Source organism: Mameliella sp. MMSF_3455 (genome assembly GCF_030733205.1).
Taxonomy (GTDB): Bacteria; Pseudomonadota; Alphaproteobacteria; order Rhodobacterales; family Rhodobacteraceae; genus Antarctobacter.
Genome location: NZ_JASHJL010000014.1, coordinates 70,002 through 95,921, shown reverse-complemented (window position 1 = coordinate 95,921; position 25,920 = coordinate 70,002). Strand labels below are relative to the sequence as shown.

Below are 25,920 nucleotides of genomic sequence, written 5' to 3'. Positions count from 1 at the left end.
TAAATTAATTGCACGCCGCATTCTGAATACGAACAGCACGCCGTCGGAAGCAGGCCACGTGTGAAAACGCCCCGGAAGCACAACTTACAAGTGCGCGAACCATCCGCTCAAGAAATCCGAACGACTAAAATTTACACGGATTTTGACCTTTGGCTTTATTTTTTTCGCACCCCATACCGGACCGCTGCACCGCACGCCCGCTCACGTTTAGAAAAAATCATTGTTCTTAATGTTTTATAAACGCATCTTATTTTCAAAGAAATTGATGCGCCTTTGATTGAACAATGCAGCCCATAACTCTTTCCGAGAGCGCATGGTATTGGACTCACCCATAGCGTGCGCCATTTTCGGCCATGTCGCGACTTGGCAGGGCGCTCCAATCTTCGGGTGATTCGATGGAGTCGCGGCACTGCTACCATTCGAGAGAAAGCACGTTTGCCCGTGCAGACAGAAGGCGACCAGTTCCCCAGTCTATCGTTGTGCCGTCTGCGCTCTCCTCTTGGACACGACAGGACCTTGGTGGATCGGCGCAAGCCCACATCCCCGCTTCTGCCGGTTCAAAGCCAAGCGCAGAACGATGCGACGGCGAGAGCCTCTGCCGAGGCGCTGATTCTGAGCGAATAATGGAGGAAACGCGACAACACCAAGCTTCCTGTGAACTGGGCCATCCCCAAGCGCATCCGGAATGCATCGTTCCGATGGGCCTAAGGCCGACCATTCGCCATCACTCAACGCAAACCACTCGGGTGGGGCTGATCGCCTGACATATACGTCATGGGTGAACGTGGGAACGACAATATGCCCAGCATAGTCGAACAAGGCTTTGTCGTCGCCGAACCGGAATATGAATTTTGCATATGACGCATTGTGTTATCGCCATGTGAAATCCATCAATTGAAGGGCGTTTTTTGCAGGCTCAGACAGGGCCACTGCGTCCGTGTCGCCGCATCTTCGCCTGACACTTCCGATAAGTTAGTTTTTCATTGAAAACAAAGCCTCTGACGGAGCCGGCGGATTGAACACAACAAAGATGACTTGCGGATCATCTCCCAGCCAACTCTCCTCTTCCAAAAATCGTGTTGCGGATATTGACTTTGGTGGGCGCGCAACAGGGCTCGCCAGGGCGCAATTCTTGAATTTTTGTTTGATACTTGAAGAGCTTGGCGAGCCGTGGAGGACTCGAACCCCCGACCTGAGAATTAGAAGTTCCCTGCTCTAATCCAGCTGAGCTAACGGCCCGTTCGCGCTGTATTAGCCGAATCCGTCACCTTGTCAACTTGGCAGGAATTGTGAAGTCTACAGAAGAAATCTTTCAAGTTCTCATAAGCTTGTCGCTGCTTGGTCAATTGCAGGGCGCTGGTGAGCGCTGCCCCACTCTATACAGTAGGCCCAAGAACCACAGCGCCCGGTGCTCTAGACGTTCCCGCGCAGGGCAAGCCCTCACAACTCGCGGCACATGAAAACGCTCAACGGGTCGAACCGGTAGCCTCCGAAAGGAGGGCAAGGCACAAACCCTTGCGACAGGTAAAGCGCACGCGCCGGCTCAAAAACGGGATCTGTTCCGGTTTCAAGGCAAGCGCCACCGGCACCTGCGTCGCGCGCCATGTCCAGCATCCCGGACAGTAGAAAATGACCAAGCCCGCGCCCGCGTGCGGCGGCGGTCACATGCATGCTCTTGAGTTCAACGACAGGGCCACACCCCGCCAGTGACACAGGTGCCGCATCTTCTGCCACCGTCTTGAGCGCTCCGACCGCCAGAATGTGTCCATCCTCTTCGGATAAGGCAAAGACCCTGGCCCCCTCGGCCTGCAGGTCTTCGCCCGTCATGACATGACAGCTTTCTGCGGGACTTTGCGCACGCATAAGGGCATGATGCGCGGCCAGGAGCGCCTCGACCTGCGGAGAAGGGCCGGCAACCTCGGCGAGTTTCGGGGACGTCAGGCTGGACAAGGGAACCTCGGGCTGTATCGGGACAATCGGGATCCGCTAACTGAGAAAGGGCACTTCAACGCGGACTGGTGGCAGCCTAAGCGGAGGAGCAAAAAAGCGCAAAACGAAAGCCTTTCGGCGCAATCGGCGCGGACAGCCCCCGCCGTATCGTTGCCGGCGAGGATGACCGAAAACCGCGATTTTGCGCCGACAACTGGGCAATAGACGGGGCCGTTTTCCCGCCTTTTGATCTGCGGACAGAGGGTTTGGTTCAGGCGCCTGTCATCGGCGCGGCACTTTCCTGAGATCCTGACGCGCAGGGGGCCTCAGGATACCTCCGCCACCGCGCGTTCCGCCATGCTCAAGGCAGCCTCGCGCGTGGCCGCCACTGCAATGAACCGCGCGTTGTGGCAGAACCGGGCGCCAGCAACGCCACAGGCCGCTTCAAGCGCCGCGTCGTTCAGGCCGGCCCAGGCCTCGGGCAGGTCGGCGCGGCTCTCGAAGGTGTCGCCGCCTTTGCGGATCGTGGTCAACGCCCAGTCACTGTCGCGCGGATGGATGACGAACAGGAGATGATCCGCGCCGGATTTCTCGATCGCGGCCCGAAAGGGCATCCCCATCGGCAGTTCCAGGATGCGCGAGGCCCCCGCCCCTTCGATGGCAGCAAGGACGATGGCCTCGGCACGGCGCTTGGCGGCCTTTCCCCGGACCGCCGCCTCCACAAAGGCCCGCGCGACCTCAAGCGCCCGGCGAAAGGCCTGATCGTCCAGATCCGGGCCACGCTCGTCGAAGGTGGGCTTCAGGGTTTCCAGCAGGACCGGCAATGTCATCCCCGCAAGCGGCCCCGCCACCGAAGGCTCCATCGCTCCATTGTCCATCAGGTCGATTGGCAGGACAAAGCTCTGGTCGAACGCATGATGGATGCTCTCAACATCGGCTTCGGGCACCTCAAGCGCCCGCAGGTAGTCTTGACCGAAATGCTGCCAGATCAGCCCGAAAGAACTGTAGGGCTGGCCATCCTCGCGCAGCGGATTCGGTCTCTGGTGGTGGTCAAAGATGCCAGACTCAGGGTCATAAGCCCGGCCCACATCGTAAACGATCCTGTCCGGCGCCGGAGAAATCCACTTCGTATCACGCGACCGGACCAGCTGTGCTGCCGGAAAGAGCCTGGTCAGAATCACCGAGGACAAGAGTTCGTCCGCGTGGAACCCGCCCGAATGGGTGACAAGATACGCTATGCTCATGTCCACGTCCTGCGGTTGGGCGGAAAACGAACAGGGCGACCGTCCGGGCCGCCCGCTGCATCGTCACATCGCCATTTCGATTGAGTCTTGCCGGAGGTTCGCAACATGCCGTTCATCACGTCCCGGCGTGCGCTCGACCAATTGTTTCAGTGGGTCCAGGCAGATCGCCGGTCCACGGCGAAGTTCTCGGCGTAGCCGCGCGGACGGATGTTGGGCTTGCGCTTTTTCGGCTCGAACACCTGGGCATCGATGCCGTGTTCGCGGGCATAGGCCACCGCCGCGTCCTTGCTGTCGAAACGCAGGCGCACCTGGGACTGCGTGTCCTCGGACGAGGTCCAGCCCATCAGCGGGTCGACAGACCGGGGAGAGTCCGGAGCAAAGTCGAGAATCCAGGTCCGAGTCTTGGCCTGGCCCGAAGACATGGCCGTCTTGGCCGGCTGATAAATGCGTGCCCGCATGGCGCACCTCCTGTCATTCGCCGTCTTTCTGCGTGATATGCGGTTATGACACAAGGTCTACAAGCGCACCCTTTGTCACATTTTTCCGGTAGAGACATGCGCGCGATGAAAGGGGCAAGAGAGGGCCAGGCCCTTCCGGAGAAAAGTTCTGCCAGCAATTCACGAAAATGCTGTTGTCACGCTTTGGCGCAATTCCCACCGTGGCCCCCTGCGCTGCCGCCTGCCCAGCCGGACGATGGGCCGAACCGTTGCGTCCTTGCCGCCACCTGCCAGCAGAGGCACCGCGAGATGCTGAATTGGACTGATTTTTTGGGGCAGGTGCACGCTTCAGTGCGGTCTCGGCCTAGGCCCAGTGCGCCTATTCTCACTATCGTCGTGCGCACTGCGCCACGGGCAAACCCGGCCCAGAAAGCGCGCATGTCACGGTCCTCCCCTTGTCGCCCCCTGCCCGGCGCGACATATTCCGCATGGAACGGAGCCTCCCCATGCATAACAACTCGCCTGAACAGATGCCCGCGCTGCTGCATGCGCCCGCCCCCGATGTCCGCGAGCGAGAAAAGCTCGAAGGCGGCAAGCGGTTCGTCATGCAGACCGAATTCGCACCGGCTGGCGACCAACCCACCGCGATTGCCGAACTCTCTGGCGGCGTGAACGCGGGCGAACGCGATCAGGTCCTGCTGGGCGCCACTGGTACGGGCAAGACCTTCACGATGGCCAAGGTGATCGAAGAGACCCAGCGCCCCGCGATCATCCTTGCGCCAAACAAGACACTGGCCGCGCAGTTGTACGGAGAATTCAAGGGGTTCTTCCCCGACAACGCCGTCGAATACTTTGTCAGCTACTACGACTACTACCAGCCTGAGGCCTACGTCCCGCGCAGCGACACCTATATCGAGAAGGAATCGCAGATCAACGAACAGATCGACCGGATGCGCCACTCAGCCACCCGGGCGCTTCTGGAACGCGACGACGTGATCATCGTCGCCTCGGTCTCCTGCATCTACGGCATCGGTTCGGTCGAAACCTATGGCGCCATGACCCAGGACCTGCATTCGGGTCAAGAATACGAAATGCGCAAGGTCATGGCGGATCTCGTGGCGCAGCAATACCGCCGCAACGACCAGGCCTTCCAGCGCGGGTCGTTCCGGGTGCGGGGTGATTCCCTCGAAATCTGGCCTGCGCACCTTGAAGACCGGGCCTGGAAACTGTCGTTCTTCGGCGAAGAACTGGAGAACATCACCGAATTCGATCCGCTGACCGGGCAGAAGACGGATACCTTCGACCGCATCCGTATCTATGCCAACAGCCACTACGTCACGCCGCGTCCGACGATGAACCAGGCCATCATCGGCATCAAGAAAGAGCTGCGCCAGCGGCTGGATCAACTGGTGGGCGAAGGAAAGCTGCTGGAGGCGCAGCGGCTGGAACAGCGCACCAACTTCGATCTGGAAATGCTCGAGGCCACCGGCGTCTGCAACGGGATCGAGAACTACTCGCGCTACCTCACCGGGCGCGCGCCGGGTGAGCCGCCCCCGACGCTCTTCGAGTTCATCCCCGACAATGCCATCGTCTTTGCCGACGAAAGCCATGTCAGTGTTCCGCAGATCGGCGGCATGTACCGGGGCGACTACCGACGAAAATTCACGCTGGCCGAACACGGCTTTCGCCTGCCATCGTGCATGGATAACCGCCCGCTGAAGTTCGAGGAATGGGACGCCATGCGCCCGCAGTCGGTCTTTGTCTCGGCCACGCCCGCCGCCTGGGAGATGGAACAGACCGGCGGCGTCTTTACAGAGCAGGTCATCCGACCCACCGGCCTACTGGACCCCGAGGTCGAGATCCGGCCCGTGGAGATGCAGGTGGACGACCTGCTGGACGAGGTGCGCCGGGTGACGGCGGCCGGCTACCGCACGCTGGCCACCACGCTGACCAAACGCATGGCCGAGGACCTGACCGAATACATGCATGAACAGGGCATCAAGGTCCGCTACATGCACTCCGATATCGACACGATCGAACGGATCGAGATCCTGCGCGACCTGCGGCTGGGCGCCTTTGACGTGCTTGTGGGGATCAACCTGCTGCGCGAAGGGCTGGACATTCCCGAATGCGGGCTGGTCGCCATTCTGGACGCGGACAAGGAGGGTTTTCTGCGGTCCGAGACCTCGCTGATCCAGACCATCGGGCGCGCGGCGCGGAACGCCGAAGGCCGCGTCATCATGTACGCCGACCGTATCACCGGCAGCATGGAACGCGCCCTGGCTGAGACCAACCGCCGCCGCGAAAAGCAGATCGCCTATAACGAGGAACACGGCATCACCCCGGAAACGGTCAAGAAGAACGTCGAGGACATCCTGCAAGGCCTCTACCAGGGAGACGTGGACATGAACCGCGTGACCGCCAAAATCGACCCGGCCCGTCAGGGCGCCAACCTGCAGGCGGTGCTGGATGGGCTACGGACCGACATGCGCAAGGCCGCCGAGAACCTGGAGTTCGAGGAAGCCGCGCGCCTGCGGGACGAGATCAAGCGGCTGGAGGCGGTCGACCTCGCCGTGCACGACGACCCGCTGGCGCGTCAGCAGGCGGTGGAGAGGGCGTCAGAGGCAGCGGTGAAAAGCAAGGGTCGCTCGACTGCTGGGAAGCCGGGGCAGCGTGGGGGGAATGTGAAGCGGAGGAAGAGGTGACACGTAGCGAGAGCCTCAGTGCGGATTTGCCGCCAGAAAATCCGACGCCGCATCAAATTCCTTTTTTGTCAGGTCTTTTGATATTGCAGCTTGCCAACCGACTGCGTTTTCGCTTCCTCGAAATATGTTGTCGGCACCGTTCCACAGGCTCCAGCGATGAACAACCACGAACCTCTGCCCGCCGCGGACTTCCGGCCAAAGAGCTTCGCGCAACCATTCGCGATGGAATATTGCCGACGGCAGATCCTTACTCAGTCGACGCACACATGGCGCCTTAATGTCTATTGATCGGTAAGCTACCGCGTTGAGCAAAGCTGCTCGTCCATCCTTCAGCCAAGGCGTGTAGTTTCGACTCAGGTGGTACGGCGACGTGAACCTGTCTTCGATTGGTCGAGGCATTGCCAACCTGTTTCGATATGCTGCTTGTGTTTCGGGATCAGGAAACTCGGCAGGCGTCATCTTCCTATCGTAGCCGCCATTGAGAAGAAGAATAATTACTTTTGCATTTACTATGTCACCCACGAAAGCTGGTGGCGGATAGTCAAGATTGAAACAACGAGCGTCAGCCCCCCTCAAATGTGGTTCATCCCTAGGGTGAACATTGAGCGGCATTTTACTCCAAAAGTCGGGTAAATCTTCGATCCGCATCATCATCCTCCAATTCCTACAGGATCATGGATAGAACGGCGTTTGAAAACAAGCGTAGGGTGGGTTTCCAACCCATCATTGCTCTCTCAAATCCCCCCACCCCAGCCCGGAACAAGGGGCGTCAGCCCCGCCGGGCGAGCGCCTGACCGGCCCCACCGGGCAGGCGCTATGGTAACGCCAGTGCGAACCGCCGAGGTCCTACGGATTTGTCACGATAAACCGCTCCCGCTCCACCGGTGCAGCGCCTCCCCGCCGGTCCGGCGGGCGCCCGGCTCCGCGCCCCGCTCGGCCCATTGCGAATCCCGTCCCGGGCCCGACCCGGGACCTCGACCGCTTCCGTAGGGCGGGTTTCACCCCGCCGCCCCAAACAAAAAACGCGGCCCCGACCGGGACCGCGCCACATCATGCCAAAGCCGAAAAGCTTCAGGCGAGTTCCAGGTTCACTGCGCTCTCGCGGCCGTCACGGCCGGATTCGAGATCGTAGGTCACTTTCTGGTTGTCGGCGAGGCCGGTCAGGCCCGAACGCTCGACGGCCGAAATGTGGACGAACACGTCCTTGCCGCCCGCTTCCGGCTGGATAAAGCCGAAACCCTTGGTGGAGTTGAACCATTTCACAGTGCCATTGGCCATCTGTCGTTTCCTTGTTTCTATACCGCTCGCAGCATGCAGCGGCCCGGCGAAGGCGCGTCTTGATCGAGTGACTGCGTGCCGGTGAAGGAAGACAGGTATCGAAGAGAAGGTCTTAGCCGCTCCTCTATCGCAGGTTTCGGCCCCGCTGACAAGTCAGGCGTGGTGGAGAGGTGGCACTTATCCGCTTTTGCCGAACGCCGCGGACTGTCATGTTGGCGCTATCGGACACCCTTGGCCGGAGCCACACATGCCCCTCACCGCCTTTGACCACGTCAACATCCGCACTGCCAACCTCGATGCCATGATCCGCTGGTACGGCGAGATCCTTGGCCTGCACCCGGGCCCACGCCCACCCTTCCGGTTCGACGGTGCCTGGCTCTACCTTGGCGATCGCGCGCATGTGCACCTCGTCGAGGTTCCCGGCCAGCCCGGTGCCGCGGAGAAACCCACGCTGGAACATTTTGCCTTTCGGGCCAACGGCATGACGGAGTTCCTGGCTCGCCTGGACGAGCGGAGCATTCCCTACAGCATCGACGAAGTGCCGGAATTCCCCATCGTCCAGGCCAATTTCCGCGACCCGGACGGCAACCACATCCATGTCGATTTCGACAAGGCCGAACTGCCCTCCTAGGTCGCCCGGCTCAACTCTCGCCGCCGGCCACGGTCAGGCCCAGCATCCGCCAGCCCTGCATTCCCCAGCGGTAATAGCTGATCTTGTCTGCGGGATAGCCAGCCTCGATCATGCGGCGGATGGCAGTGGGGGACTGTCCGCACCAGGGCCCGTTGCAGAACAGGACCACCTCGCGCACCGTCTCCGGCTCGCAGACAAAACCCTCGAAGTCGATCTCGCACCCAAGTTCCCCGAGGCGGTCCACCATCTCTGTGTAAGGTATCGAGACAGACCCGGGGATGGTGCCTGTCTCCCAGTCGGGGCGCACGCGGCTGTCGATCACCATGACCTCCGGATCCTGCAGGGCGGCCAGAAGCTCCAGCTCGCCCACGGTGGTCACGCCGTCGGCGGGGGATATCGGCTGGATGCAGAAATTGGGGCAAGGCCGGGCAATGCGGGCAAAATTGCCCTCGATTACCGCGTCCGTGTCCTGCACGCGGGAAATCGTGACCTCTCCGCCGGACGGGGTCGGCACGGTGACTGATGCCATCCCGCCCGAGATGTTGACCTCATCGGCGGTGACCGGCGCGGCCAGGGCCACGGCGAAAACGGACGATACCAGGTGTTTCATGAACTCCTCCCAAAGCAACCGTTGGAACCACGCGCAGCCTAGCGCCCGCCCCTGGGTGCGTCAGTCGAAATCGAACAAGTCGTCGAGAAAGCTCCGGCGTTTCTTCTTGCGATAACGTCCATCATCTTCGTGACGCACGGGCTCGGCCCGCCGGGCCTTTTGCGGCGGCGGGGCCATCTGTTCGGCGCTCCGGTCGATGATCTTGTCGAGTTCTCCACGGTCCAGCCAGACACCCCGGCACTTGGGGCAATAGTCGATCTCGACCCCGGCGCGGTCCGTGATGATCAGCTCGTTTCCGTCGATCGGGCATTTCATGGGCGCTCTCCTCTGCGGCAGGTTCATATCCAGATAAGGGGCGCACGGCTGGATTTCATCGGGACGAGCCTGAGGATTTCCCGACCTGACGACGGCAGGATGTGGCGCTATCCATCAAGAGAACTGCCGCCGCACAGGGTCCGGACCCATCGGAACAATCGCCGGAAACATTCCGGTCACGGGAAAACCACGCTATTGTGCGTCCAATCGGATATGACAGGGATTTTTCATGGCACGTTTCGGATTGATTTTGGCATTTTTCCTGCCCCTTCTGCCCGCCGCCGTCGCGGCACAGGAATATGACACGCGCACCCTGATGCAGCACCGGCAATGGCAGGTCGACGTGACCTACAGTCAGAGCAGCGACAGCTATTGGTGCACCGCCGGGGTCGAGAACGGGAGCACACAGAAGTTCAACCTGGTCGCCTACCAGAACGAGGCTTTCGCCCTCTTCATCTTCGATCCGCGCTGGAACCTCGAGGCGCGCCCGGTGAGCTTTGTCGTCGATGTCGACCGGAACCGCTGGAACATGGACGGCAGCGGGGAGGGGACCGGCATTGCGCTAAGCATGACCGACGCCGAGAAGGCAGCCAAGTTCCTTGTTCAGCTCAAGCGCGGAAACTCTGTCTACGTCTACAACGATCAACAACAGCGGCAGGCGACCTTCTCGCTGAGCGGATCATCGCGCGCCATCGACGCGCTTTTTGAATGCTGGGACACGATCGTCGGATCACAGGATCCGTTCTGAGCCAAATGGGCATGACGCCCGCTTGACAGGCGCCTTCCAATCGGAAGGTGCCCGTTTCCGTGTTCTCAGCCGCGCACCCAGCCGACGATCTGACCCGCGGGCATGGCACCGGACTGGCGCTTGGCCTCGCGCCCGCCGGCAAAACTCACCATTGTCGGGATGCCACGGATGCCATGTTGGGCACCGGCTTGCGGGTAATCCTCTGTATTCAGCTTGACCAGCCGCGCCTCACCGTTCAGGGTCGTGGCCGCCTTGCCGAATTCCGGGGCCATCGTCCGGCAGGGGCCGCACCAAGGGGCCCAGAAATCCACCACCAGTGGCACATCGTCGGTGCGTGCGGCCTTGGCCAGGGTCGCAGCATCCACCTCCACAGCCTTGCCCGGCATGAGCGAGGCGCCACAGGTTCCGCATTTCGGCCTGGCGCCCAGCTTCTCGGCCGGAACGCGGTTCACTTGACCGCAGTCGAGACAGGTCAGTTTCTTGCCCGCCATCCGGTATCCTCCACATCACATTCTAATTTTTATATGCGATCAGGCATTGCCGGCATCAAGCGTCTTCCTTCGAAAATTCGCACCCGAGGGCGAGACAGGAAAGAGACACCGCACTTGCTATTCCAGCCCCTGCGCCCCGTGTTTGAGAAGAATCGGCACGATCAGGTCTTCCTCGTCGTCCAAATGGCGCAACAGGAGTGCCTCGAACGCTGAAACGTGGCTCTGAAAGGCGCCCGCCTCCACCTTGCCCTGAAGAACACCGTTCGCGGCATCGCTGAACTGCTGCAACAGCCCGTCCATCGCGTGGTGATCCCGGTCCAGTATTTCGAACCCGCGCGCAAGCGACGCCTCGCGGTCGATCAGTTTGGGGAAATAGTGCGTGTCCTCGATCTGGTGGTGTCCGTGCAGCTGCTGCAGCAACATGCTGCCATAGCGAACAAGCCGCTGCCGCATCTGCCGCTGGTCCATGCTGCCGTCCGACGCCGCCTCTGCGTCCTGCCGCAGCGCCTCGCAGAGACGGCGGAACATCACATGACGATCCATCCAGAAAGCCACCAGACCGCCAAAGTTGTCATGGCTCTGCCAGGCCTCGCGCGGATAGTCCTTGCGCAGGGCATACAGGGCGTCCGGCAAGCGGTCGCGGCGGGAAAGGTCGATTTCGCTGGTCATGGGCCGCAGGTTGAAGCGGGCCACCACAAAGTCAACGCAGGACGTGCACAGCACATTGCGCGTGGCGCACAACCTTGGCCGCGGTGGAGCCAAGCAACAAGTCCTGCATACCCGGGCGGTGCGACGCGATGACGATCAGGTCGGTGTCGTTGTCCGCGGCCCAATCCAGAATGGTGCGTCCGGAATGGCCCGAAACCACCAGCCCCACGCCGCCCGGCACGGTTGCGGCCATTTCGTTCAGCTCGTCCTCGACCACCTTGCGCGCCTGCGCGGCGTAGTCGGCGGGCAGATAGCTGGCGACATACCCCGGCACCTGTTCCAAGACGTGGAGAAAGGTGATCCGCGCCCCCTCTGCCGCGAGGCGCCGGGCCACAGAGGTCGCCGCGCCGATCCGCGTATCGCTGTCCCCGTCGAAGGCGATGGGGACCAGTATGTTCTTGTACATGATGTGTCTCCTCCTGTCTGGCACAGGATGGAACCACGGACCGCCGATTGCCTTGATACAGGTCATGTGCCAAGCGGCGGACACCTCTTGGTCACATTCCCACCACAATGCCCCAATACAACCATAAGCCGGTGTCAGAATGCACCGCAGACAGGTCCCTTTGCCGTTGCCAGAACGGTCAGGCAGGACCGAAATGCCAAAGTCGGCGGAGCCAAGGGCGACCCGCCTGTCCAGTATGGCAAGGAGTTTGCGACGTGCGTTACCTGATCGCCGAAACCAGTTGGTCCCTGATTGCGCTTGCCAAGGAGCTGACCAACACCGGGGTGTTACTGACCCGGACGGACCGGCCAGAAGACATTCCACACTACCTGCGGATGACAGAGTCAGACCTGCTGATCCTTGACGCCGAGGAGCTGGCGCTCTCCGGCTTGTCCCTCCCCCACCTGCGCCGCAGCCACCCCGACCTGCCCATCGCGCTCATGGCGCGAGATGCCTCGCATGGGCAGATCGTCCGCTGGCTGGAGGCGGGGGCCGATACGGTTCTGGACGCATCCGCCCCGCCCGAGGAATCCGTGATGATCCTCTCCGCCATCGCGCGGCGGGCACACGGGGTGGCACAACCGATGCTGAGCTACGGCCCGCTGGCCGTCGACCTGCTACGCCGCAAGGCCTACCTACAGGACTGCCCGGTAAAGCTGAGCCCGAAACTGTACGAACTGCTGGAATATATCGCGCTCAGGCCACGCCGGCTGGTCAGCCGCGCGGCCCTCTTGGGCCATATCTACGGGCTCGAGGACGAACCGGACCCGCGCGTGTTCGACGTCTATGTCTGCAACCTGCGCGCCTGCCTCGAAGCCTCGGACGGCGCCGTGGACATCGAGACGGTGCGCGGATCGGGTTATCGCTTTACCGCGGCCTGTCTCGACGAGGCTATCGCCGCCTGATTGCCGCTCAATAGGTGGCGGCCACCTCGTAAAGCACCGGCTCGAAACTGCGGCAAAGCCCGTTCAACTCCTTGTTGCGCGCGCGCATCTCGGGTGATCGCAACATGGCCAGGAAATCGTCCCGGCTTTTCCATTGCGAATAATTGGCGATCCGGGTCTGGGCGTCGTTGACGTGCAGACCCGCAGCGATGAACCCCGGCTGTTTCGAGATGAACTCGGCATAGGCGGCCTGCAGGGCATCCAGCAGGTCCTGACACTGGCCCGGACTGGTCTCGAAGGTGGTGATGACGGTCTGGGCGTCAGAGGTCACGGAAATATTGGGCATGGGCGCTCCTCCTTGTGGGTCGAGTTTGGCACGGATCGCAGGCGTGGCCAAACCCGCGCTCTCGCTGAAAGACAGGTTTTGCGCGGGCCGGATTTTCTTGACAGTAAAGGGCACGACGGGCGACACAGAGCCAATCGCGCAAAGAACAAGCGCCCAAGCGCAGCACGAGCAGGACAATAGGCACATGAGCAGCACCCAGCGTATCGAGGAATCCATCCGCGATTCGATCATTTCGCGTCCCGACATCATCCTCGACGACAAGGACCTGATGCAGGCCCTGATCGCCGCGAACGAACGCGCGATGGGCGGCAATATCATCGACCTGCGCGGAATCGCGATGGAGCGGCTCGAAGCGCGGCTTGACCGGCTGGAGGACACCCACCGCAGCGTGATCGCCGCGGCCTACGAAAACCTCGCCGGAACCAACCAGATTCACCGCGCCGTCCTGCGGATGCTGGACCCGGTGGAGTTTGAACCCTTCCTGCACGACCTTGGCGGCGAAGTGGCCCAGATCCTGCGAGTCGACCACATCCGACTTGTCCTGGAAACCGCGCAGGAAGACGACGACCCGGTGGTCAGCCGTCTGGGAGACGTGCTTTCGGTGGCAGAGCCGGGTTTCGTGGAGACCTATGTCGGCGAGGGCCGTGAAGCACCGCTGCGCCAGGTGGTCCTGCGCCAGATCCAGCGCGGCAACGAGGCGATCTTTGGCGAGCGCGCCGAATGGATCCGCTCCGAGGCCTGCCTGCGTCTGGACTTTGGGCTCGGCCGCCTGCCCGGCCTGCTGGTCATGGGGTCCGAGGACCCGCACCAGTTCACGCCGCAACAGGGCACCGACCTGCTTGCCTTCTTTGGCGGCGTTTTCGAGCGCGCGATGCGGAGATGGCTGGCCTGAGGTCGGGCATGAGCCTCGAAATCTCACCCGCCGCGCGTGACGCCCTCGCCAACTGGCTGGAGGCGTGCAAGGCGCTGGACGGCGCGGCGGAAAACACGCTGAACGCCTACCGCGCGGACGTGCTGGATTTCATCGCCTTCCTGACCGCTCATCACGCGGAGCCGCAGGGGCTGGCGCCGCTGTCGGCGGTCACCACCACCGACATGCGGTCCTGGATGGCACATCTGCGTCGGCGCGAGGTTGGCGCACGGTCCGTCGCCCGCAAGCTGTCGGCGGTCAAGAGCTTCTACCGTTGGCTGGCCCGGCGCGAAGGGTTCGAAGCCACGCCCGTGCTGTCGGCCCGCGCGCCCAAGTTCCAGAAGAAACTGCCCCGCCCCCTGACCGAAGACGCCGCGCGCGCCATGATCGACACGGTCGAGATGCAAAGCGCCGACAGCTGGCAAGGCGCCCGCGATGCCGCCGTGGTCACGCTGCTTTACGGCTGTGGCCTGCGGATTTCCGAGGCCCTGGGCTTGAAGGGACGCGACCTGCCCCTCGGCAGCACGCTGCGAATCCTCGGCAAGGGCGGCAAGGAGCGGCTGGTCCCGGTGCTGCCCGTGGCGGTCAAGGCGGTCGAGACCTACCTCGCGCTGTGCCCCTACGCCGTCGAACCTGACCTGGCACTGTTCCGGGGCGCACGGGGCGGGCCGTTGAACCCGCGTATCGTCACCAAGGTCACGGAAAAGGCGCGGATGCAGCTGGGCCTGCCTGCCAGCGCGACGCCCCACGCCATGCGTCACAGCTTTGCCACCCATCTGCTGGCCGCCGGCGGCGACTTGCGCGCGATCCAGGAATTGCTGGGCCATGCCTCCTTGTCGACGACCCAGGCCTATACCGCCGTCGACGAGGTCCACCTGATGAAGGTCTACGAGGCAACGCACCCCAAGGCGTGACACGCGCCCCGGCAAGTGCTTTGGTGTGGGCGACACGATCAACCACATCCGGATACCCGTCATGCAGCTTCTTCAATCGCCGGCCTCTCCCTTTGTTCGCAAGGTGCTGGTCACGCTTCACGAAACCGGGCAGTTGGACGAGGTCGAGATGGTGGACATTGCCACCACGCCCATCGCGCCGGATCCGGCACTGATCTCGGCCAACCCGCTTGGCAAGATCCCGGCCCTGATGCGCTCCGACGGTCCGACGCTCTATGACAGCCGGGTGATCTGCCGGTTCCTCGACGCCCGCGCGCAGGCGGGCCTTTACCCGGAAAGCCGGGTCTGGGACACCCTGACGCTGGAGGCAACGGGGGACGCGATCATGGAGGCGGCCGTCCTGATCGTCTACGAGGAACGCTTTCGCCCGCCCGAAAAGGTGTCGATGGATTGGATCGAGGGCCAATGGGCCAAGGTGTCCCGCGCATTGGACGCCCTTGGCACCCGCTGGATGAGCCACCTGCATGGTCGCATGGACATGGGCCATATCGCGATTGGCTGCGCGCTTGGCTACCTGGATTTCCGCCACGAGGCTCGATCCTGGCGGACCGGCCGCGATACGCTGGCTGCCTGGTACGCCGAGTATTCAAAGCGCCCGGCGATGATCGCGACGACACCCAGCGGCTGAGCAACAAAAAGGGCGGACCCTGTCCGCCCCCGCCTTTACGATCGGGCCGGGTCCGGGACCCGGCGCCTTTGTCAGAAGTGCATCGACAGCCCGACGTTCAAGGCATTGGTCTTGATATCGGTCTTGAACGTGCCGCCATCGTCGAATGTGCCTTCGTTGACCGAGTAGGTGAACTGATACTCGCCAAAGACAGAGAATCGGTCGTTGATCTGATAGCTGGTGCCAGCCGTCAGGCGCATTGCCGGGCCGGCCAGCTGGAACCCGTAGGTCCGCGAGCCGCTGGCGTGATCGGCGTCCACATGTGGAAAGGCGATCCCGAGACCACCCCCGACATAGGGCGTGAACTGCCCCCACTGGTTCTTCCAGCGCCGCATCACGTTCGCGGTCAACACGTTGTGCCCGTCGGTGAACTCCAGCTGGGAAAAGCCCAGTGCCTTCAGCGTGCTGTCGTCGGCATAGGCCTTGGTGTGCGTGTATTCCACGCCAAAACCCAGCGATCCGCTTCGCCACCACGTCGCGCGGGCGCCATAATAGGGAGGCATCACAAAGGGTTTACCCTCCCAGCCGACAAGCTGGTCGTAGTTGCCGCCACCGTTGGGCAGGTCCCCGGAGATGCGGCTGTGAGGCAGCGTCTGCCAGCCGGTGTAAAACGACAGTTCCATCTCTGCCGCCGCCGGGGCCGCCAGACCGATCAGAATGCCGAGGGAAAGAATCAGTCGCCGCATGGTGCCGCCCCTAACTTTGCTCCCGGGCGAGATAATCACTGCGGAAGGGTGGTTTCAACCGCGACAGATTCGCGCGAGCGTGGAATGTGAGCCTTTTGCATCCTTTACCCCTCACGGCCTCCCGGCTAGATACCGATCCTGAGCGGGGTCCGGAGTCTTTCGAGCCTCCGGAAACCATGGGTTTTACCGCGGGCCGACGGCCCCTACAGCAATGGAGCGAACCTCGTGTCCCACGCAGAAGACCACGAAGGCACCCGAAGGGATTTCCTCTACTACGCCGCCGCCGGCGCCGGGGTCGTCACGACCGGCGCTGCCGTCTGGCCGATGGTCAACCAGATGAACCCCTCGGCGGACGTGCGCGCACTGTCCACCATCCGGGTCGACGTCTCGGGCGTCGCGCCCGGCACTCAGCTCACCGTCAAGTGGCTGGGCAAGCCGGTCTTCATCCGTCACCGGACCGAGGACGAGATCGCCGAGGCGCAGCAACAGGAAGAGGCCTTTGCCGCCGGCCAGAACGTGGTCGATACCAACGCGCGCAACGCCAACCTGGCCGACTCTTCGGCGCCGGCCACCGATGCCAACCGCACCCTGCCCTCGCCCGAGGGTCAGCCGGCGCAGGCTTGGCTGGTTCAGATGGGTGTCTGCACACACCTGGGCTGCGTGCCGCTGGGCAACGCCGGTGAATTCGGCGGCTGGTTCTGCCCCTGCCACGGGTCGCACTACGACCTCGCGGGCCGCATCCGCAAAGGCCCCGCCCCCGAAAACCTGCCTGTCCCGCCCGCCGAGTGGGTCGACGACAGCACCATCCTGCTGGGTTAAGGAGCACAAGACATGGCTGGAATCCCGCACGACCATTACGAGCCGAAGACCGGTGGCGAGAAGTGGCTTCACTCTCGCCTTCCGATCGTCGGGCTCCTGTACGACACCATCATGATCCCCACGCCCAAGAACCTGAACTGGATGTGGATCTGGGGTATCGTCCTCACCTTCTGCCTCGTTCTGCAGATCGCCACCGGGGTCGTCCTGGTGATGCACTACACGCCGCATGTCGACCTGGCCTTTGCCTCGATCGAACACATCATGCGCAACGTGAACGGCGGTCACTTCATCCGCTACCTGCACATGAACGGCGCCTCGCTGTTCTTTGTCGCGGTCTATGCGCACATCTTCCGCGGTCTCTACTACGGCTCGTACAAGGCCCCGCGCGAGGTGACATGGATCATCGGCATGCTGATCTACCTCTGCATGATGGGCACCGCCTTCATGGGCTACGTTCTGCCCTGGGGTCAGATGTCCTTCTGGGGTGCGACGGTCATCACCGGTCTCTTCGGCGCCATCCCGTTCATCGGTGAGCCGATCCAGACCTGGCTGCTGGGCGGACCGGCGGTGGACAACGCAACGCTGAACCGCTTCTTCTCGCTGCACTACCTGCTGCCGATGGTCATCGCGGCGCTGGTTGCGCTGCACATCTGGGCCTTCCACACCACCGGCAACAACAACCCGACGGGTGTCGAAGTGCGCCGCGGATCCAAGGCCGAGGCCGAAAAGGACACCGTTCCGTTCTGGCCCTACTACGTGATCAAGGACCTTCTGGCGCTGGCTGTGATCCTGGCGGTCTTCTTCGCCATCGTCGGCTTCATGCCGAACTACCTTGGCCACCCGGACAACTACATCGAGGCGAACCCGCTGGCGACGCCCGCGCACATCGTCCCGGAATGGTACTTCCTGCCCTTCTACGCGATCCTGCGTGCCTTCACCTCGGATGTCTGGCTGGTGCAACTGGCCTCCTTCGTGACCGGCGGCATCATCGACGCCAAGTTCTTTGGCGTGCTGGCGATGTTCGGCGCGATCATCGTGATGGCCCTGGCGCCCTGGCTCGACACATCGTCGGTTCGCTCGGGCCGTTACCGTCCGATGTTCAAGTGGTGGTTCTGGCTGCTGGTCATCGACTTCTTCGCGCTGATGTGGCTGGGTGCCATGCCCGCCGAAGAGCCCTACGCCAGCTTCTCGCTGATCGCCTCGGCCTATTGGTTCGCCTACTTTCTGGTGATCCTGCCGCTGCTGGGTGTGATCGAAAAGCCGCTGCCCCAGCCCGACACCATCGAGGCCGATTTCGACGCGCACTATCCGCCGAAGGATGAGGCCAAGGGCGCAGGCGCTGCGACCCCGGCGGAATAAGCAAGAAGGACCGTAAGAGATGTTCAAGAAACTCACCCTCGCGGCCCTCGTGGCCTTCGGTCTGGCCGGCGGCGCTCATGCCGCTGGCGGCGAGGCCCATGTCGAGGACTTCAAGTTCTCGTTCGAAGGGCCCTTCGGCACCTGGGACCAGAACCAGCTGCAGCGCGGCCTCAAGGTCTACACAGAGATCTGCTCGGCCTGCCACGGCCTGCAGTACGTTCCGCTGCGTGACCTCGAACAGCTGGGCTACAGCGAAGAACAGGTCATCGCCTATGCCGCCAACTTCGAGGTCTTCGACGAAGAGCTCGACGACTTCCGCCCGGCCAAGCCGACCGACCACTTCCCGGCCGTCACCTCGGTCGGGGCACCGGACCTGTCGCTGATGGCCAAGGCGCGCGCCGGTTTCCACGGCCCCTACGGACTGGGCATCAACCAGCTGTTCAAGGGCATGGGCGGCGCAGAATACATCGCCTCGCTGCTGACCGGCTACACCGGAGAGGAAAAGGAAGAGGCCGGCACCATCCTTTACGAGAACACCGCCTTCCCCGGCGGCTGGATCTCGATGGCGCCGCCGCTTTACGGCGAGGACGTCGAATTCGACGACGGCCACAGCAACTCGCTGCACCACGAAGCAGAGGACCTGGCGGCCTTCCTGATGTGGACTGCGGAACCCAAGATGATGCAACGCCAGCAAGCGGGTTTCGTTGGGGTGTTCTTCCTGGTGGTGCTCTCGGTGCTGCTCTACCTGGTGAACAAGCGTATCTGGGCCCCGATCAAGCGCAAGCCGACCGCCTGATCCGGCCAAGACGAAAACGACAAAGCCCCGCCGATCCGGCGGGGCTTTTCTTTTTGATCATGGATTGGTGCAGGGCAGGGTTTACCCCGCCGCGCCAATGTAGTCGCGGAAGGCCTGCGGCGGATCGGCAAAGAAGGCCTCTGCCGCCACCGGTGCCTGCGCCTGCCCCTCGGCCACCAGCACGACCTCATGGGCAAACCCCTCTGCATCGCGCGGGTCATGCGTCACCATGACGACCAATGCGGCGAGGCTGTCGGCGACCTCGCGCACAAGGTCCAGCATTTCGCGTTTCAGCGCCGGTCCCAGGGCGGCAAAAGGTTCGTCCAGCAGGATCACCGGGCGCGCCATCAAGAGCACCCGGGCCAGTGCTGCGCGCCCCTGCTGACCACCGGACAGGGTGCCCGGCTTACGCCCTGCCATGCCTTCCAGGCCCACGCGCCGCAGCGCCCCCTCGATCCGTGCACGCGCCTCGGCGTCCGGACGGCGCCCACCCGGATGCAGAGCAAGGCCCAGGTTTCGCTCCAGCGTCAGGTGCGGAAACAGGTTGCTGTCCTGGAACAGGATCGACACGGGCCGCGCCTGCGGCGGGGCATGGGTCAGGTCGCGCCCCTGCCAGATGACGCGCCCGGCCGCGACCTCCCTGAAACCGGCGATGGCGTCCAGCAGGGTGGATTTTCCGGCGCCCGATGGCCCGACAAGCGCCACCCGTCGACCCGGCACCAGCGCCATATCCGCGCGCAGCGTGCCGCTGTCCATCGTCACTTGCAGGGTTTCAAGCCTCAGCACCCAGGCGCCCTCCGCGGTCGAACAGCCAGAACAATCCCAGGCTGGTCATCAACAACAACAGCGCCGCACCGGCCGCCGCCTCCATCTGGTAGGATCCCATCAGGCGATAGACCTGCAATGGCAAGGTCGCCCGGTCCGGATCGGCAAACAGCGCGATCACGCCCAGGTCCCCCATCGCCAGGGCTGCCGTCAGCCCGGCGGCAAAGCCCATCGGGCGCCGCAGGCGGGGCAGCCAGACCAATCTCAGCCACGCAAACGACGACATCCGCAAGGTGGCGCGCAGGCGGCCATAGTCACACGTGATCGCCTCGGCCTCGGGTCGCAGGATCCGCAGGGCGAAGGGCAGCGCCATCAATGCGTTGACCAGCCCCGTGACCGGCAGCGCCATGTCGAAGGGATTGACGAAATTCCGCAGGATCATGAACAGTCCCGTCCCCAGCACCAGGGGCGAAATCGCGATGGCAGGCAGGGCCAGCAACTCGCCCCGCCGCGTGGCAAGTGGCAAGGCCCAGGCCATGCAAAGCGCCGTGGACCCCAGCGCAACCATCAGAGAATGCCCCGCCGCCCGCAACGTGTCGGGCGTGATCAGCAGAATGCCCGGCAGACCGCGCAGCACCACCGCCGCCAGAGGCACCAGCAGGAACAGCGCCGCCGCGACGATCCACATGGCATCCCAACCGCGGGCCAGACGGCCCTGCCCGTCCCAGCGCGGCAGGATGCGGTCTCGCCCCGCGCCGAACCCGGCCTGTCCCGCGACGCGCAGCGCCACCAGACCCGCCGCCAGGGCCAGAACCAGTTGCATGACCGCCAGTGCTGCCGCGCGGCCAAGATCGAAATCGAACCGCATCGCCTGGTAGATCGCCAGTTCCACCGTCGTGGCCCGCGGCCCACCGCCCAGAGTCAGAGCCACCGCAAAACTGGTCAGGCAGATCACGAAGATCACCGTAAACGCCCCCGGCAGCACCCGAAGGATCAGCGGCGCGTCAATCACGCGCCATTGCGCAGGCGGTGACAGCCCCAGGGAGGCCGCCAACCGGAAATGCTCGGCCGGGATCGCGGCCCAGGCCGAAAACAGCATCCTGACCGCCAGCGGCAAGTTGAAAAAGACATGCGCCAGCACGACCCCGTGCAGCCCGTAAATGTCCAGAGTCGGGCCTCCCAGCGCGCCCAGGATCCTGTTCACCAGCCCCGCCTGGCCAAAAACCGCGATCAAGCCCATGATCGCCACGATCACCGGCAGGATGAAGGGCGCCCCCAGCAGAGTCACCAGCACCCCGCGCCCCACAAATCGCCGGCGCGCAAGGGCCTTGGCCACGGGTACGGCCAGAACGACGCTGAAGGAGGCTGACAGGAAAGCCTGCCAGAGCGTGAACCGCAGCGCCTGCCAATCCCCCGGACCAAAGGCACCAAAGCCCCCGGCCCGGGCCAGAACAACGCAGACCGGTCCCAGCGTCAGTACCGCCAGGACCAGGGCCGCCGCTATTGCGAGAGCGCGCGGCGCCATGCCTCGATCGCCTCGCCGCGCAGTTCTGCCGCCTCATCCTCGGAATAGAAAAGCACCTTCTCCGGCAGATCGAGCTTCTGGAAACCTTCCGGCCACTTGTCGCCGTCCAGCGCGGCGGGGATCGACCAATTGCCGGTGGCGATCATGCTCTGGAAGTCCTCGCTCAGGATGAACTCCATGAAATCCCCGGCCAGCTCGGGCTGGTCGCTGGTCGCCAGTCGCGCGGCCAGTTCGACCATGAAGTAATGCCCCTCGGGGAAGATCGCGGCCTTCTTGGTCTCATCTTCCTCCGCGATGATGTGGTAGGCGGGCGAGGTCGTATAGCTCAGCACCATGTCCGCCTCACCATCGGTGAAAAGGCCGTAGGATTCGGACCAGCCCTTGGTCACGGTGACGATCTTGGGCGCCAGTTTCTCCCAGGCGGCCTGCGCCTCGTCTCCGTAGACCGACTGCACCCAAAGCACCAGGGCCAGCCCCGAGATCGAGGTGCGCGGGTCCTGGATCACCAGCCGCAGGTCATCGGGCGCCTCCAGCAGCGCGTCGAAACTGGCGGGCGGCGCATCCACGCGGGTGGTGTCGTAGACAAAGGCGGTGTGTCCGTAGTTGAAGGGCAGGAACACCTCGTCCGTCCAGTTGATCGGCAGGGTCAGCGGCGACAGGTCCACCCCGTGTTCGGCAAAGAGCCCCGATTCACGGGCCTTTTTGGTCACGTCAGTGTTCAGGCCGATCACGACATCGGCCTCGGTCCGGTCCCCTTCCAGCAGGATTCGGGGCAAGAGATCGCCAGGTTTGAATTGCAGGTCGCAGGCGCAGCGCGCCTCGAACAGCTCTTCGATCCTCGGCCCCGGCCCCCATTCCGAGACAAAATAATCAGGCGCATAGACCGTCAGGACAGGCGTTTCGGCAAGGGCAAGCCCGGCGCTGAGACATCCCGCGGCAACAGTGAAGGCAAATGACTTCATGAAGTCCTCCAATATTGCGGCGCAAGGGCAAGATTGGAGTCCCGTGTTCGGGCCCATACCTTCCCTCCGCCGGTTTTAACCGGTTCAGGTTCAACGGGTTGATCCGATCTACGGAAATCTCAGACGGCTCATGCACCGCCACCCCGAGGTAGGCGGGACCCTAGTCCCGACGCCACGGAACATCAAGAAAAACCGTGATTTTTTCAGCCTGTTATGGTAAGTTTCAACCATCCCGACATTGCAGGAGAAAGGAGGCGCCCTTGGGGAAACGCGTTTGATCATTTTGTGCCTAGAGCTGGGGGTTATCTGGCTCATCTATCTTTGTTTCGGCTGGATCGCGGCCTTTGAGATGCCGCTCTGGCTTTCCACCTTCATCGTGATTGCCGTTGACCGCGCGACGGAAGCCGTGGGCGAATTCGCCCTGAGACGGCGCGACGGGCTCGAATAGTCTTGGCATTGCGCCCCGGCTTGCGTATCCCGCGCGGAAACGAAAGGGACGCAGCCATGAGCCTGAACACATTCGGACATCTTTTCCGTGTGACCACCTGGGGCGAAAGCCACGGGCCGGCTCTTGGGGCTACGGTCGACGGCTGCCCGCCGGGCATCGAGATCGACGAGGCGCAGATCCAGCACTGGCTGGACCGGCGCAAGCCGGGGCAGAACAAGTTTACCACACAACGACGCGAACCGGACGCCGTGCGCATCCTGTCAGGCGTCTTCGAGGGCCGGACCACCGGCACCTCGGTGCAGCTGATGATCGAGAACACCGACCAGAGGTCCAAGGATTATTCCGAGATCGCGCAAAAGTTCCGCCCCGGTCATGCCGACATCACATATTTCCAGAAATACGGGCTGCGCGACTATCGCGGCGGCGGGCGCTCCTCCGCAAGGGAAACCGCTGCGCGCGTGGCCGCCGGTGGGCTGGCGCGCGCGGCGCTGGCGGCGCTTGTGCCGGGGATCGAGATCCGCGGGTACATGGTGCAGATGGGCAGCCACGGCGTCGACCGGACGCGCTTCGATGATGCCCAGATCGATGCCAACCCCTTCTGGTGCCCGGACCCGCAAGCCGCCGAGACCTGGGCGGATTACCTGGACGGGCTGCGCAAATCGGGCGAGAGCGTGGGCGCGGTGATCGAGGTGGTTGCCCGCAATGCCCCTGCGGGCCTCGGCGCCCCCGTCTATGGCAAGCTGGACACCGATCTTGCGGCCGCGATGATGTCGATCAACGCGGTCAAGGGCGTCGAGATCGGCGAGGGCATGGCCTCGGCCGTCCTGACCGGCAGCCAGAATGCCGACGAGATCTTCATGGGAGAGAACGGCCCGGTCTACAGCTCCAACCATGCCGGCGGTATCCTGGGCGGCATTTCGACCGGCCAGGAAATCGTCGTGCGTTTCGCGGTCAAGCCGACCTCGTCCATCCTGACCCCGCGCAAGACCATCACACTGAGCGGTGAAGAGACAGAGATCGTCACCAAGGGCCGGCACGATCCCTGCGTGGGTATCCGCGCCGTTCCGGTGGGCGAGGCGATGATGGCCTGCGTTTTGCTTGACCACCTTCTGCTGCATCGCGGCCAGGTCGGTGACGCCGGCGGACGCATCGGGGGCTGAGGCCCCGTCAGAAATCCTTCCAAAGGGCGTCGTCACCAACCGCCTTCTTGTAGGCCGGTGCCGGGTTCGGTGCGGACTCCTCGAAGCTGTCGAGCTCCACTTCGAGGGGGGACGGCTCCAGTTCTTCGGCAGCCCAGCTGCCGTGCACCAGGGTTTCCGTGTCCGCCATCGTGTCGTCACACCCCTCGGCCCCATCGCCAGATGCAACGTCTTGGTCATGCTTTTGCTCATGGCCCTTTGGGTCGAGGCCTTTCACCGAAAAGCCCTCGTTGACCGGGTCCTCCCAGGTGTTCGCCGCAGGGGGCAAATCCTGCACGGAGAAGCGCGCAAGGACATCAGACAGGCGAGTGGCCTCGACACGCAGTTGCTGGCTGGCAGCATTGGTCTGGCTGACCATCGCGGCGTTCTGCTGTGTGACCTTGTCCAACTCACCCACGCCGACGTTGATCTCCTGCACGCCGCTGGCCTGATCACGGGCCGAGGTCGCGATACCGGAAACCATTTCGGACACTTCGGTCACGCTTTGCACGATATGGGTCAGGGTTTCGCTGGTTTCATGGACCAGCTTTTCACCATCTTCCACCTGCTTGCTGCTGTTCGTCACCAGTTCCTTGATCTCGCTCGCGGATTCCGAGGCCCGCTGGGCCAGTCCCCGCACCTCGGAGGCCACCACGGAAAAGCCCTTGCCGCTTTCGCCGGCGCGCGCGGCCTCGACCCCCGCGTTCAGGGCCAGCAGGTTTGTTTGAAAGGCTATATCGTCGATGACCGTGATGATCTGCGAAATCTGGTCAGAGGACTTTGCGATGGACCCCATCGCCTCCAGCGCCCTTGCCATGACCTCGCCGCCCTGCTCTGCCCGGCGACGGCCCTCGACCACCTTCGTATCGACCTCCTGCGCCCGGGCCGAGGCCGACTGCACGCTGGCTGACAATTCCTCCAGGGCGGCGGCCGATTCCTCCAGCGTCGCGGCCTGAACCTCGGAGCGGCGCGACATCTCATCGGACATGCTGGACAGTTCGTTGGCGTTGTTTGTCACCGCGTCGGCGCTTTGCCGCAACGACCCGACAAGATCGTCCAGCGTGTCGGCGAGGTTGTTGAAGTCGGCGCAAAGCTGGACGTAGCTCTCGCCGAGATCCCGCCACTCGTCCTCGTCGATACGGTTCTGGAGGTCCCCGCCCCGCAGTTGGCTCATCGCGGTGCTGAAAGCCTGGAACAGGTCCACGCGCCGGCCATTCTCGGCCACCATGCGCTTTTCGGCAGCATCGGCAGCCAGCAGCTTGGCCTTCAGATCCTCGAGGTTGCGAGAGATCATCCCCACCTCGTCGGCACGCGTGGTATCGGCAAGTTCGAACGCGTAATCGTGCTGGGCAAGACGCCGGACCGCGTCACGGGCGCGCTGGATCGGCAGGGACAGCGAGCGGCCAAAGATGAAGGCCAGGATCAGCGCAACCGCCACCACCAGCCCGTTCCCGAGCAGCTGCTTGATGTCCGAGGCCGCAGCCACGGCTGTCGCCTCGGTTTCCAGCCGGGTCACGTCTGCCGCCAGTTCATCGGTCATTTCCAGAAGGTCTCTTCGGGTTTCCTCCAGCGAGGGCAGAATGGTCCTGTAGGCAAAGGCCTTGCGGTCGAATAGCGTCAGCCCGGCCAGCGTCTCGACTTCACCGTCGAGGGCGGCCAGCCGTTCGGCCATCTCCGCCAGGCGGGTCACCATCTCGGGTCGCTGAGCCTCGGACACGCGGGTGTCGGCAAAGCTCGTCCGCACCTCTGCAAAACGGTCGGACATAGCCGCCAATTCGGCCCGCATGTCCTCTATCTTGGCGTCGTCACCGGCAACGAACAGCATCATCGCCAGTTCCGCGCTCTGCATGCTGTTGGTGATGTCGCCCAGAAGACGACTTTGCGAGAACATGTCGGAGGTGTGGTACAGCTTGCCGGTGAGTTCGGATTTCACTGTCCACGAAATGGCCGAGAGCACCAGCAGTGTCGCGATAAAGGCCGATGCCAGAAGCATCACCTGAACTCGGATCGAAAACCTTCCCATGAATCGCCCTCACATCTGTTCAGCGGGCAAATTGCCCACGCGTCAGAGCGGGTGTAGC

Annotated in this window: 28 protein-coding genes, 1 tRNA gene and 1 riboswitch; of the genes, 12 read left to right on the top strand and 17 right to left on the bottom strand. The window is 63.1% G+C overall.

The window, feature by feature from the left end; all coding sequences use genetic code 11:
• Positions 1 to 1,161: 1,161 nt before the first annotated feature.
• The 4 genes from RBB42_RS12470 to RBB42_RS12455 form a co-directional block, all read right to left on the bottom strand.
• Positions 1,162 to 1,239: transfer RNA gene (locus RBB42_RS12470), tRNA-Arg, on the bottom strand.
• Between the two features lie 201 nt (positions 1,240 to 1,440).
• Positions 1,441 to 1,950, bottom strand: a complete 510-nt coding sequence (locus tag RBB42_RS12465; protein WP_305969950.1) for a GNAT family N-acetyltransferase — start codon at positions 1,948 to 1,950, stop codon at positions 1,441 to 1,443.
• Positions 1,951 to 2,255: 305 nt separating this feature from the next.
• Positions 2,256 to 3,173 (bottom strand): MYG1 family protein, encoded by a 918-nt coding sequence (locus RBB42_RS12460; RefSeq protein ID WP_305969949.1) that lies wholly within the window; start codon positions 3,171 to 3,173, stop codon positions 2,256 to 2,258.
• Between the two features lie 146 nt (positions 3,174 to 3,319).
• On the bottom strand, positions 3,320 to 3,631 hold the full coding sequence (locus tag RBB42_RS12455) for an ETC complex I subunit (RefSeq protein WP_305969948.1): 312 nt from the start codon (positions 3,629 to 3,631) through the stop codon (positions 3,320 to 3,322).
• Between the two features lie 485 nt (positions 3,632 to 4,116).
• Between RBB42_RS12455 and uvrB the strand changes: the two genes are divergently transcribed.
• Positions 4,117 to 6,315 carry an excinuclease ABC subunit UvrB gene (gene uvrB, locus RBB42_RS12450; protein ID WP_305969947.1) on the top strand — a complete coding sequence of 733 codons (2,199 nt, stop codon included), beginning with the start codon at positions 4,117 to 4,119 and terminating at the stop codon, positions 6,313 to 6,315.
• Between the two features lie 15 nt (positions 6,316 to 6,330).
• Here the strand turns inward: uvrB and RBB42_RS12445 are convergent, their stop codons facing one another.
• Positions 6,331 to 6,963 carry a hypothetical protein gene (locus RBB42_RS12445; protein ID WP_306043693.1) on the bottom strand — a complete coding sequence of 211 codons (633 nt, stop codon included), beginning with the start codon at positions 6,961 to 6,963 and terminating at the stop codon, positions 6,331 to 6,333.
• A 423-nt stretch (positions 6,964 to 7,386) separates the two neighbouring features.
• A complete protein-coding gene (locus RBB42_RS12440; protein WP_305969945.1) occupies positions 7,387 to 7,593 on the bottom strand; it encodes a cold-shock protein in 207 nt (68 codons plus the stop codon).
• 247 nt (positions 7,594 to 7,840) lie between these two features.
• Between RBB42_RS12440 and RBB42_RS12435 the strand changes: the two genes are divergently transcribed.
• On the top strand, positions 7,841 to 8,224 hold the full coding sequence (locus RBB42_RS12435) for a VOC family protein (RefSeq protein ID WP_305969944.1): 384 nt from the start codon (positions 7,841 to 7,843) through the stop codon (positions 8,222 to 8,224).
• Between the two features lie 10 nt (positions 8,225 to 8,234).
• Here the strand turns inward: RBB42_RS12435 and RBB42_RS12430 are convergent, their stop codons facing one another.
• Together RBB42_RS12430 and RBB42_RS12425 are read right to left on the bottom strand one after the other, a co-directional pair.
• Entirely contained in the window at positions 8,235 to 8,834 is a 600-nt protein-coding gene (locus tag RBB42_RS12430) for a rhodanese-like domain-containing protein (RefSeq protein WP_305969943.1), read from the bottom strand.
• Between the two features lie 60 nt (positions 8,835 to 8,894).
• Complete coding sequence (locus tag RBB42_RS12425) at positions 8,895 to 9,149, bottom strand: TFIIB-type zinc ribbon-containing protein (RefSeq protein WP_305969942.1); 255 nt, start codon at positions 9,147 to 9,149, stop codon at positions 8,895 to 8,897.
• 229 nt (positions 9,150 to 9,378) lie between these two features.
• Here RBB42_RS12425 and RBB42_RS12420 point away from each other — a divergent pair, with 229 nt between their 5' ends.
• A complete protein-coding gene (locus RBB42_RS12420; protein WP_305969941.1) occupies positions 9,379 to 9,897 on the top strand; it encodes a hypothetical protein in 519 nt (172 codons plus the stop codon).
• Positions 9,898 to 9,962: 65 nt separating this feature from the next.
• Here the strand turns inward: RBB42_RS12420 and trxC are convergent, their stop codons facing one another.
• From trxC to RBB42_RS12405, 3 genes are all read right to left on the bottom strand, one after another.
• The gene (gene trxC / locus RBB42_RS12415) at positions 9,963 to 10,388 is read right to left on the bottom strand and encodes a thioredoxin TrxC (protein ID WP_305969940.1); all 426 of its coding nucleotides are present in this window, start codon (positions 10,386 to 10,388) and stop codon (positions 9,963 to 9,965) included.
• A gap of 117 nt (positions 10,389 to 10,505) precedes the next feature.
• On the bottom strand, positions 10,506 to 11,057 hold the full coding sequence (locus RBB42_RS12410) for a hemerythrin domain-containing protein (RefSeq protein ID WP_305969939.1): 552 nt from the start codon (positions 11,055 to 11,057) through the stop codon (positions 10,506 to 10,508).
• Positions 11,058 to 11,088: 31 nt separating this feature from the next.
• Positions 11,089 to 11,502, bottom strand: a complete 414-nt coding sequence (locus RBB42_RS12405; protein WP_305969938.1) for a universal stress protein — start codon at positions 11,500 to 11,502, stop codon at positions 11,089 to 11,091.
• 254 nt (positions 11,503 to 11,756) lie between these two features.
• Between RBB42_RS12405 and RBB42_RS12400 the strand changes: the two genes are divergently transcribed.
• Complete coding sequence (locus RBB42_RS12400) at positions 11,757 to 12,446, top strand: winged helix-turn-helix transcriptional regulator (RefSeq protein ID WP_305969937.1); 690 nt, start codon at positions 11,757 to 11,759, stop codon at positions 12,444 to 12,446.
• Positions 12,447 to 12,453: 7 nt separating this feature from the next.
• On the opposite strand, the gene RBB42_RS12395 is transcribed toward RBB42_RS12400, so the two are convergent.
• Complete coding sequence (locus tag RBB42_RS12395) at positions 12,454 to 12,771, bottom strand: antibiotic biosynthesis monooxygenase family protein (RefSeq protein WP_305969936.1); 318 nt, start codon at positions 12,769 to 12,771, stop codon at positions 12,454 to 12,456.
• A gap of 184 nt (positions 12,772 to 12,955) precedes the next feature.
• On the opposite strand from RBB42_RS12395, the gene RBB42_RS12390 reads away from it, so the two are divergent.
• The 3 genes from RBB42_RS12390 (at position 12,956) to RBB42_RS12380 (ending at position 15,262) form a co-directional block, all read left to right on the top strand.
• Positions 12,956 to 13,663: a DUF484 family protein gene (locus RBB42_RS12390; RefSeq protein ID WP_305969935.1), complete on the top strand. Its 708-nt coding sequence runs from the start codon at positions 12,956 to 12,958 to the stop codon at positions 13,661 to 13,663.
• Positions 13,664 to 13,671: 8 nt separating this feature from the next.
• Positions 13,672 to 14,595, top strand: a complete 924-nt coding sequence (locus RBB42_RS12385; RefSeq protein WP_305969934.1) for a tyrosine recombinase XerC — start codon at positions 13,672 to 13,674, stop codon at positions 14,593 to 14,595.
• 61 nt (positions 14,596 to 14,656) lie between these two features.
• Complete coding sequence (locus RBB42_RS12380) at positions 14,657 to 15,262, top strand: glutathione S-transferase (RefSeq protein ID WP_305969933.1); 606 nt, start codon at positions 14,657 to 14,659, stop codon at positions 15,260 to 15,262.
• Positions 15,263 to 15,333: 71 nt separating this feature from the next.
• Here the strand turns inward: RBB42_RS12380 and RBB42_RS12375 are convergent, their stop codons facing one another.
• Positions 15,334 to 15,987: an outer membrane protein gene (locus RBB42_RS12375; RefSeq protein WP_305969932.1), complete on the bottom strand. Its 654-nt coding sequence runs from the start codon at positions 15,985 to 15,987 to the stop codon at positions 15,334 to 15,336.
• A 225-nt stretch (positions 15,988 to 16,212) separates the two neighbouring features.
• Here RBB42_RS12375 and petA point away from each other — a divergent pair, with 225 nt between their 5' ends.
• From petA to RBB42_RS12360, 3 genes are read left to right on the top strand one after another with little or no spacing between them, the layout of a single operon-like run.
• The gene (gene petA, locus RBB42_RS12370) at positions 16,213 to 16,806 is read left to right on the top strand and encodes a ubiquinol-cytochrome c reductase iron-sulfur subunit (protein WP_305969931.1); all 594 of its coding nucleotides are present in this window, start codon (positions 16,213 to 16,215) and stop codon (positions 16,804 to 16,806) included.
• A gap of 12 nt (positions 16,807 to 16,818) precedes the next feature.
• Positions 16,819 to 18,165, top strand: a complete 1,347-nt coding sequence (gene petB / locus RBB42_RS12365) for a cytochrome b (protein WP_305969930.1) — start codon at positions 16,819 to 16,821, stop codon at positions 18,163 to 18,165.
• Between the two features lie 19 nt (positions 18,166 to 18,184).
• Positions 18,185 to 18,961, top strand: coding sequence for a cytochrome c1 (locus RBB42_RS12360; protein WP_305969929.1), 777 nt, complete (start codon positions 18,185 to 18,187; stop codon positions 18,959 to 18,961).
• Between the two features lie 81 nt (positions 18,962 to 19,042).
• On the opposite strand, the gene RBB42_RS12355 is transcribed toward RBB42_RS12360, so the two are convergent.
• The 3 genes from RBB42_RS12355 to thiB are packed head-to-tail and all read right to left on the bottom strand — an operon-like array spanning position 19,043 to position 22,213.
• Positions 19,043 to 19,747 (bottom strand): thiamine ABC transporter ATP-binding protein, encoded by a 705-nt coding sequence (locus RBB42_RS12355; RefSeq protein WP_371931755.1) that lies wholly within the window; start codon positions 19,745 to 19,747, stop codon positions 19,043 to 19,045.
• Positions 19,734 to 21,251, bottom strand: a complete 1,518-nt coding sequence (locus RBB42_RS12350; RefSeq protein WP_305969928.1) for a thiamine/thiamine pyrophosphate ABC transporter permease ThiP — start codon at positions 21,249 to 21,251, stop codon at positions 19,734 to 19,736. The genes RBB42_RS12355 and RBB42_RS12350 overlap by 14 nt, the downstream gene beginning before the upstream one ends.
• On the bottom strand, positions 21,227 to 22,213 hold the full coding sequence (thiB, locus tag RBB42_RS12345; RefSeq protein WP_305969927.1) for a thiamine ABC transporter substrate binding subunit: 987 nt from the start codon (positions 22,211 to 22,213) through the stop codon (positions 21,227 to 21,229). The genes RBB42_RS12350 and thiB overlap by 25 nt, the downstream gene beginning before the upstream one ends.
• A gap of 44 nt (positions 22,214 to 22,257) precedes the next feature.
• A riboswitch (TPP riboswitch) is annotated at positions 22,258 to 22,369 on the bottom strand.
• Positions 22,370 to 22,487: 118 nt separating this feature from the next.
• Between thiB and RBB42_RS12340 the strand changes: the two genes are divergently transcribed.
• Positions 22,488 to 22,661, top strand: coding sequence for a hypothetical protein (locus RBB42_RS12340; protein ID WP_305969926.1), 174 nt, complete (start codon positions 22,488 to 22,490; stop codon positions 22,659 to 22,661).
• Positions 22,662 to 22,717: 56 nt separating this feature from the next.
• Positions 22,718 to 23,821, top strand: coding sequence for a chorismate synthase (gene aroC, locus RBB42_RS12335; protein WP_305969925.1), 1,104 nt, complete (start codon positions 22,718 to 22,720; stop codon positions 23,819 to 23,821).
• Between the two features lie 7 nt (positions 23,822 to 23,828).
• Here aroC and RBB42_RS12330 read toward each other — a convergent pair whose 3' ends face one another.
• The gene (locus RBB42_RS12330) at positions 23,829 to 25,862 is read right to left on the bottom strand and encodes a methyl-accepting chemotaxis protein (protein WP_305969924.1); all 2,034 of its coding nucleotides are present in this window, start codon (positions 25,860 to 25,862) and stop codon (positions 23,829 to 23,831) included.
• Positions 25,863 to 25,920 lie beyond the last annotated feature (58 nt).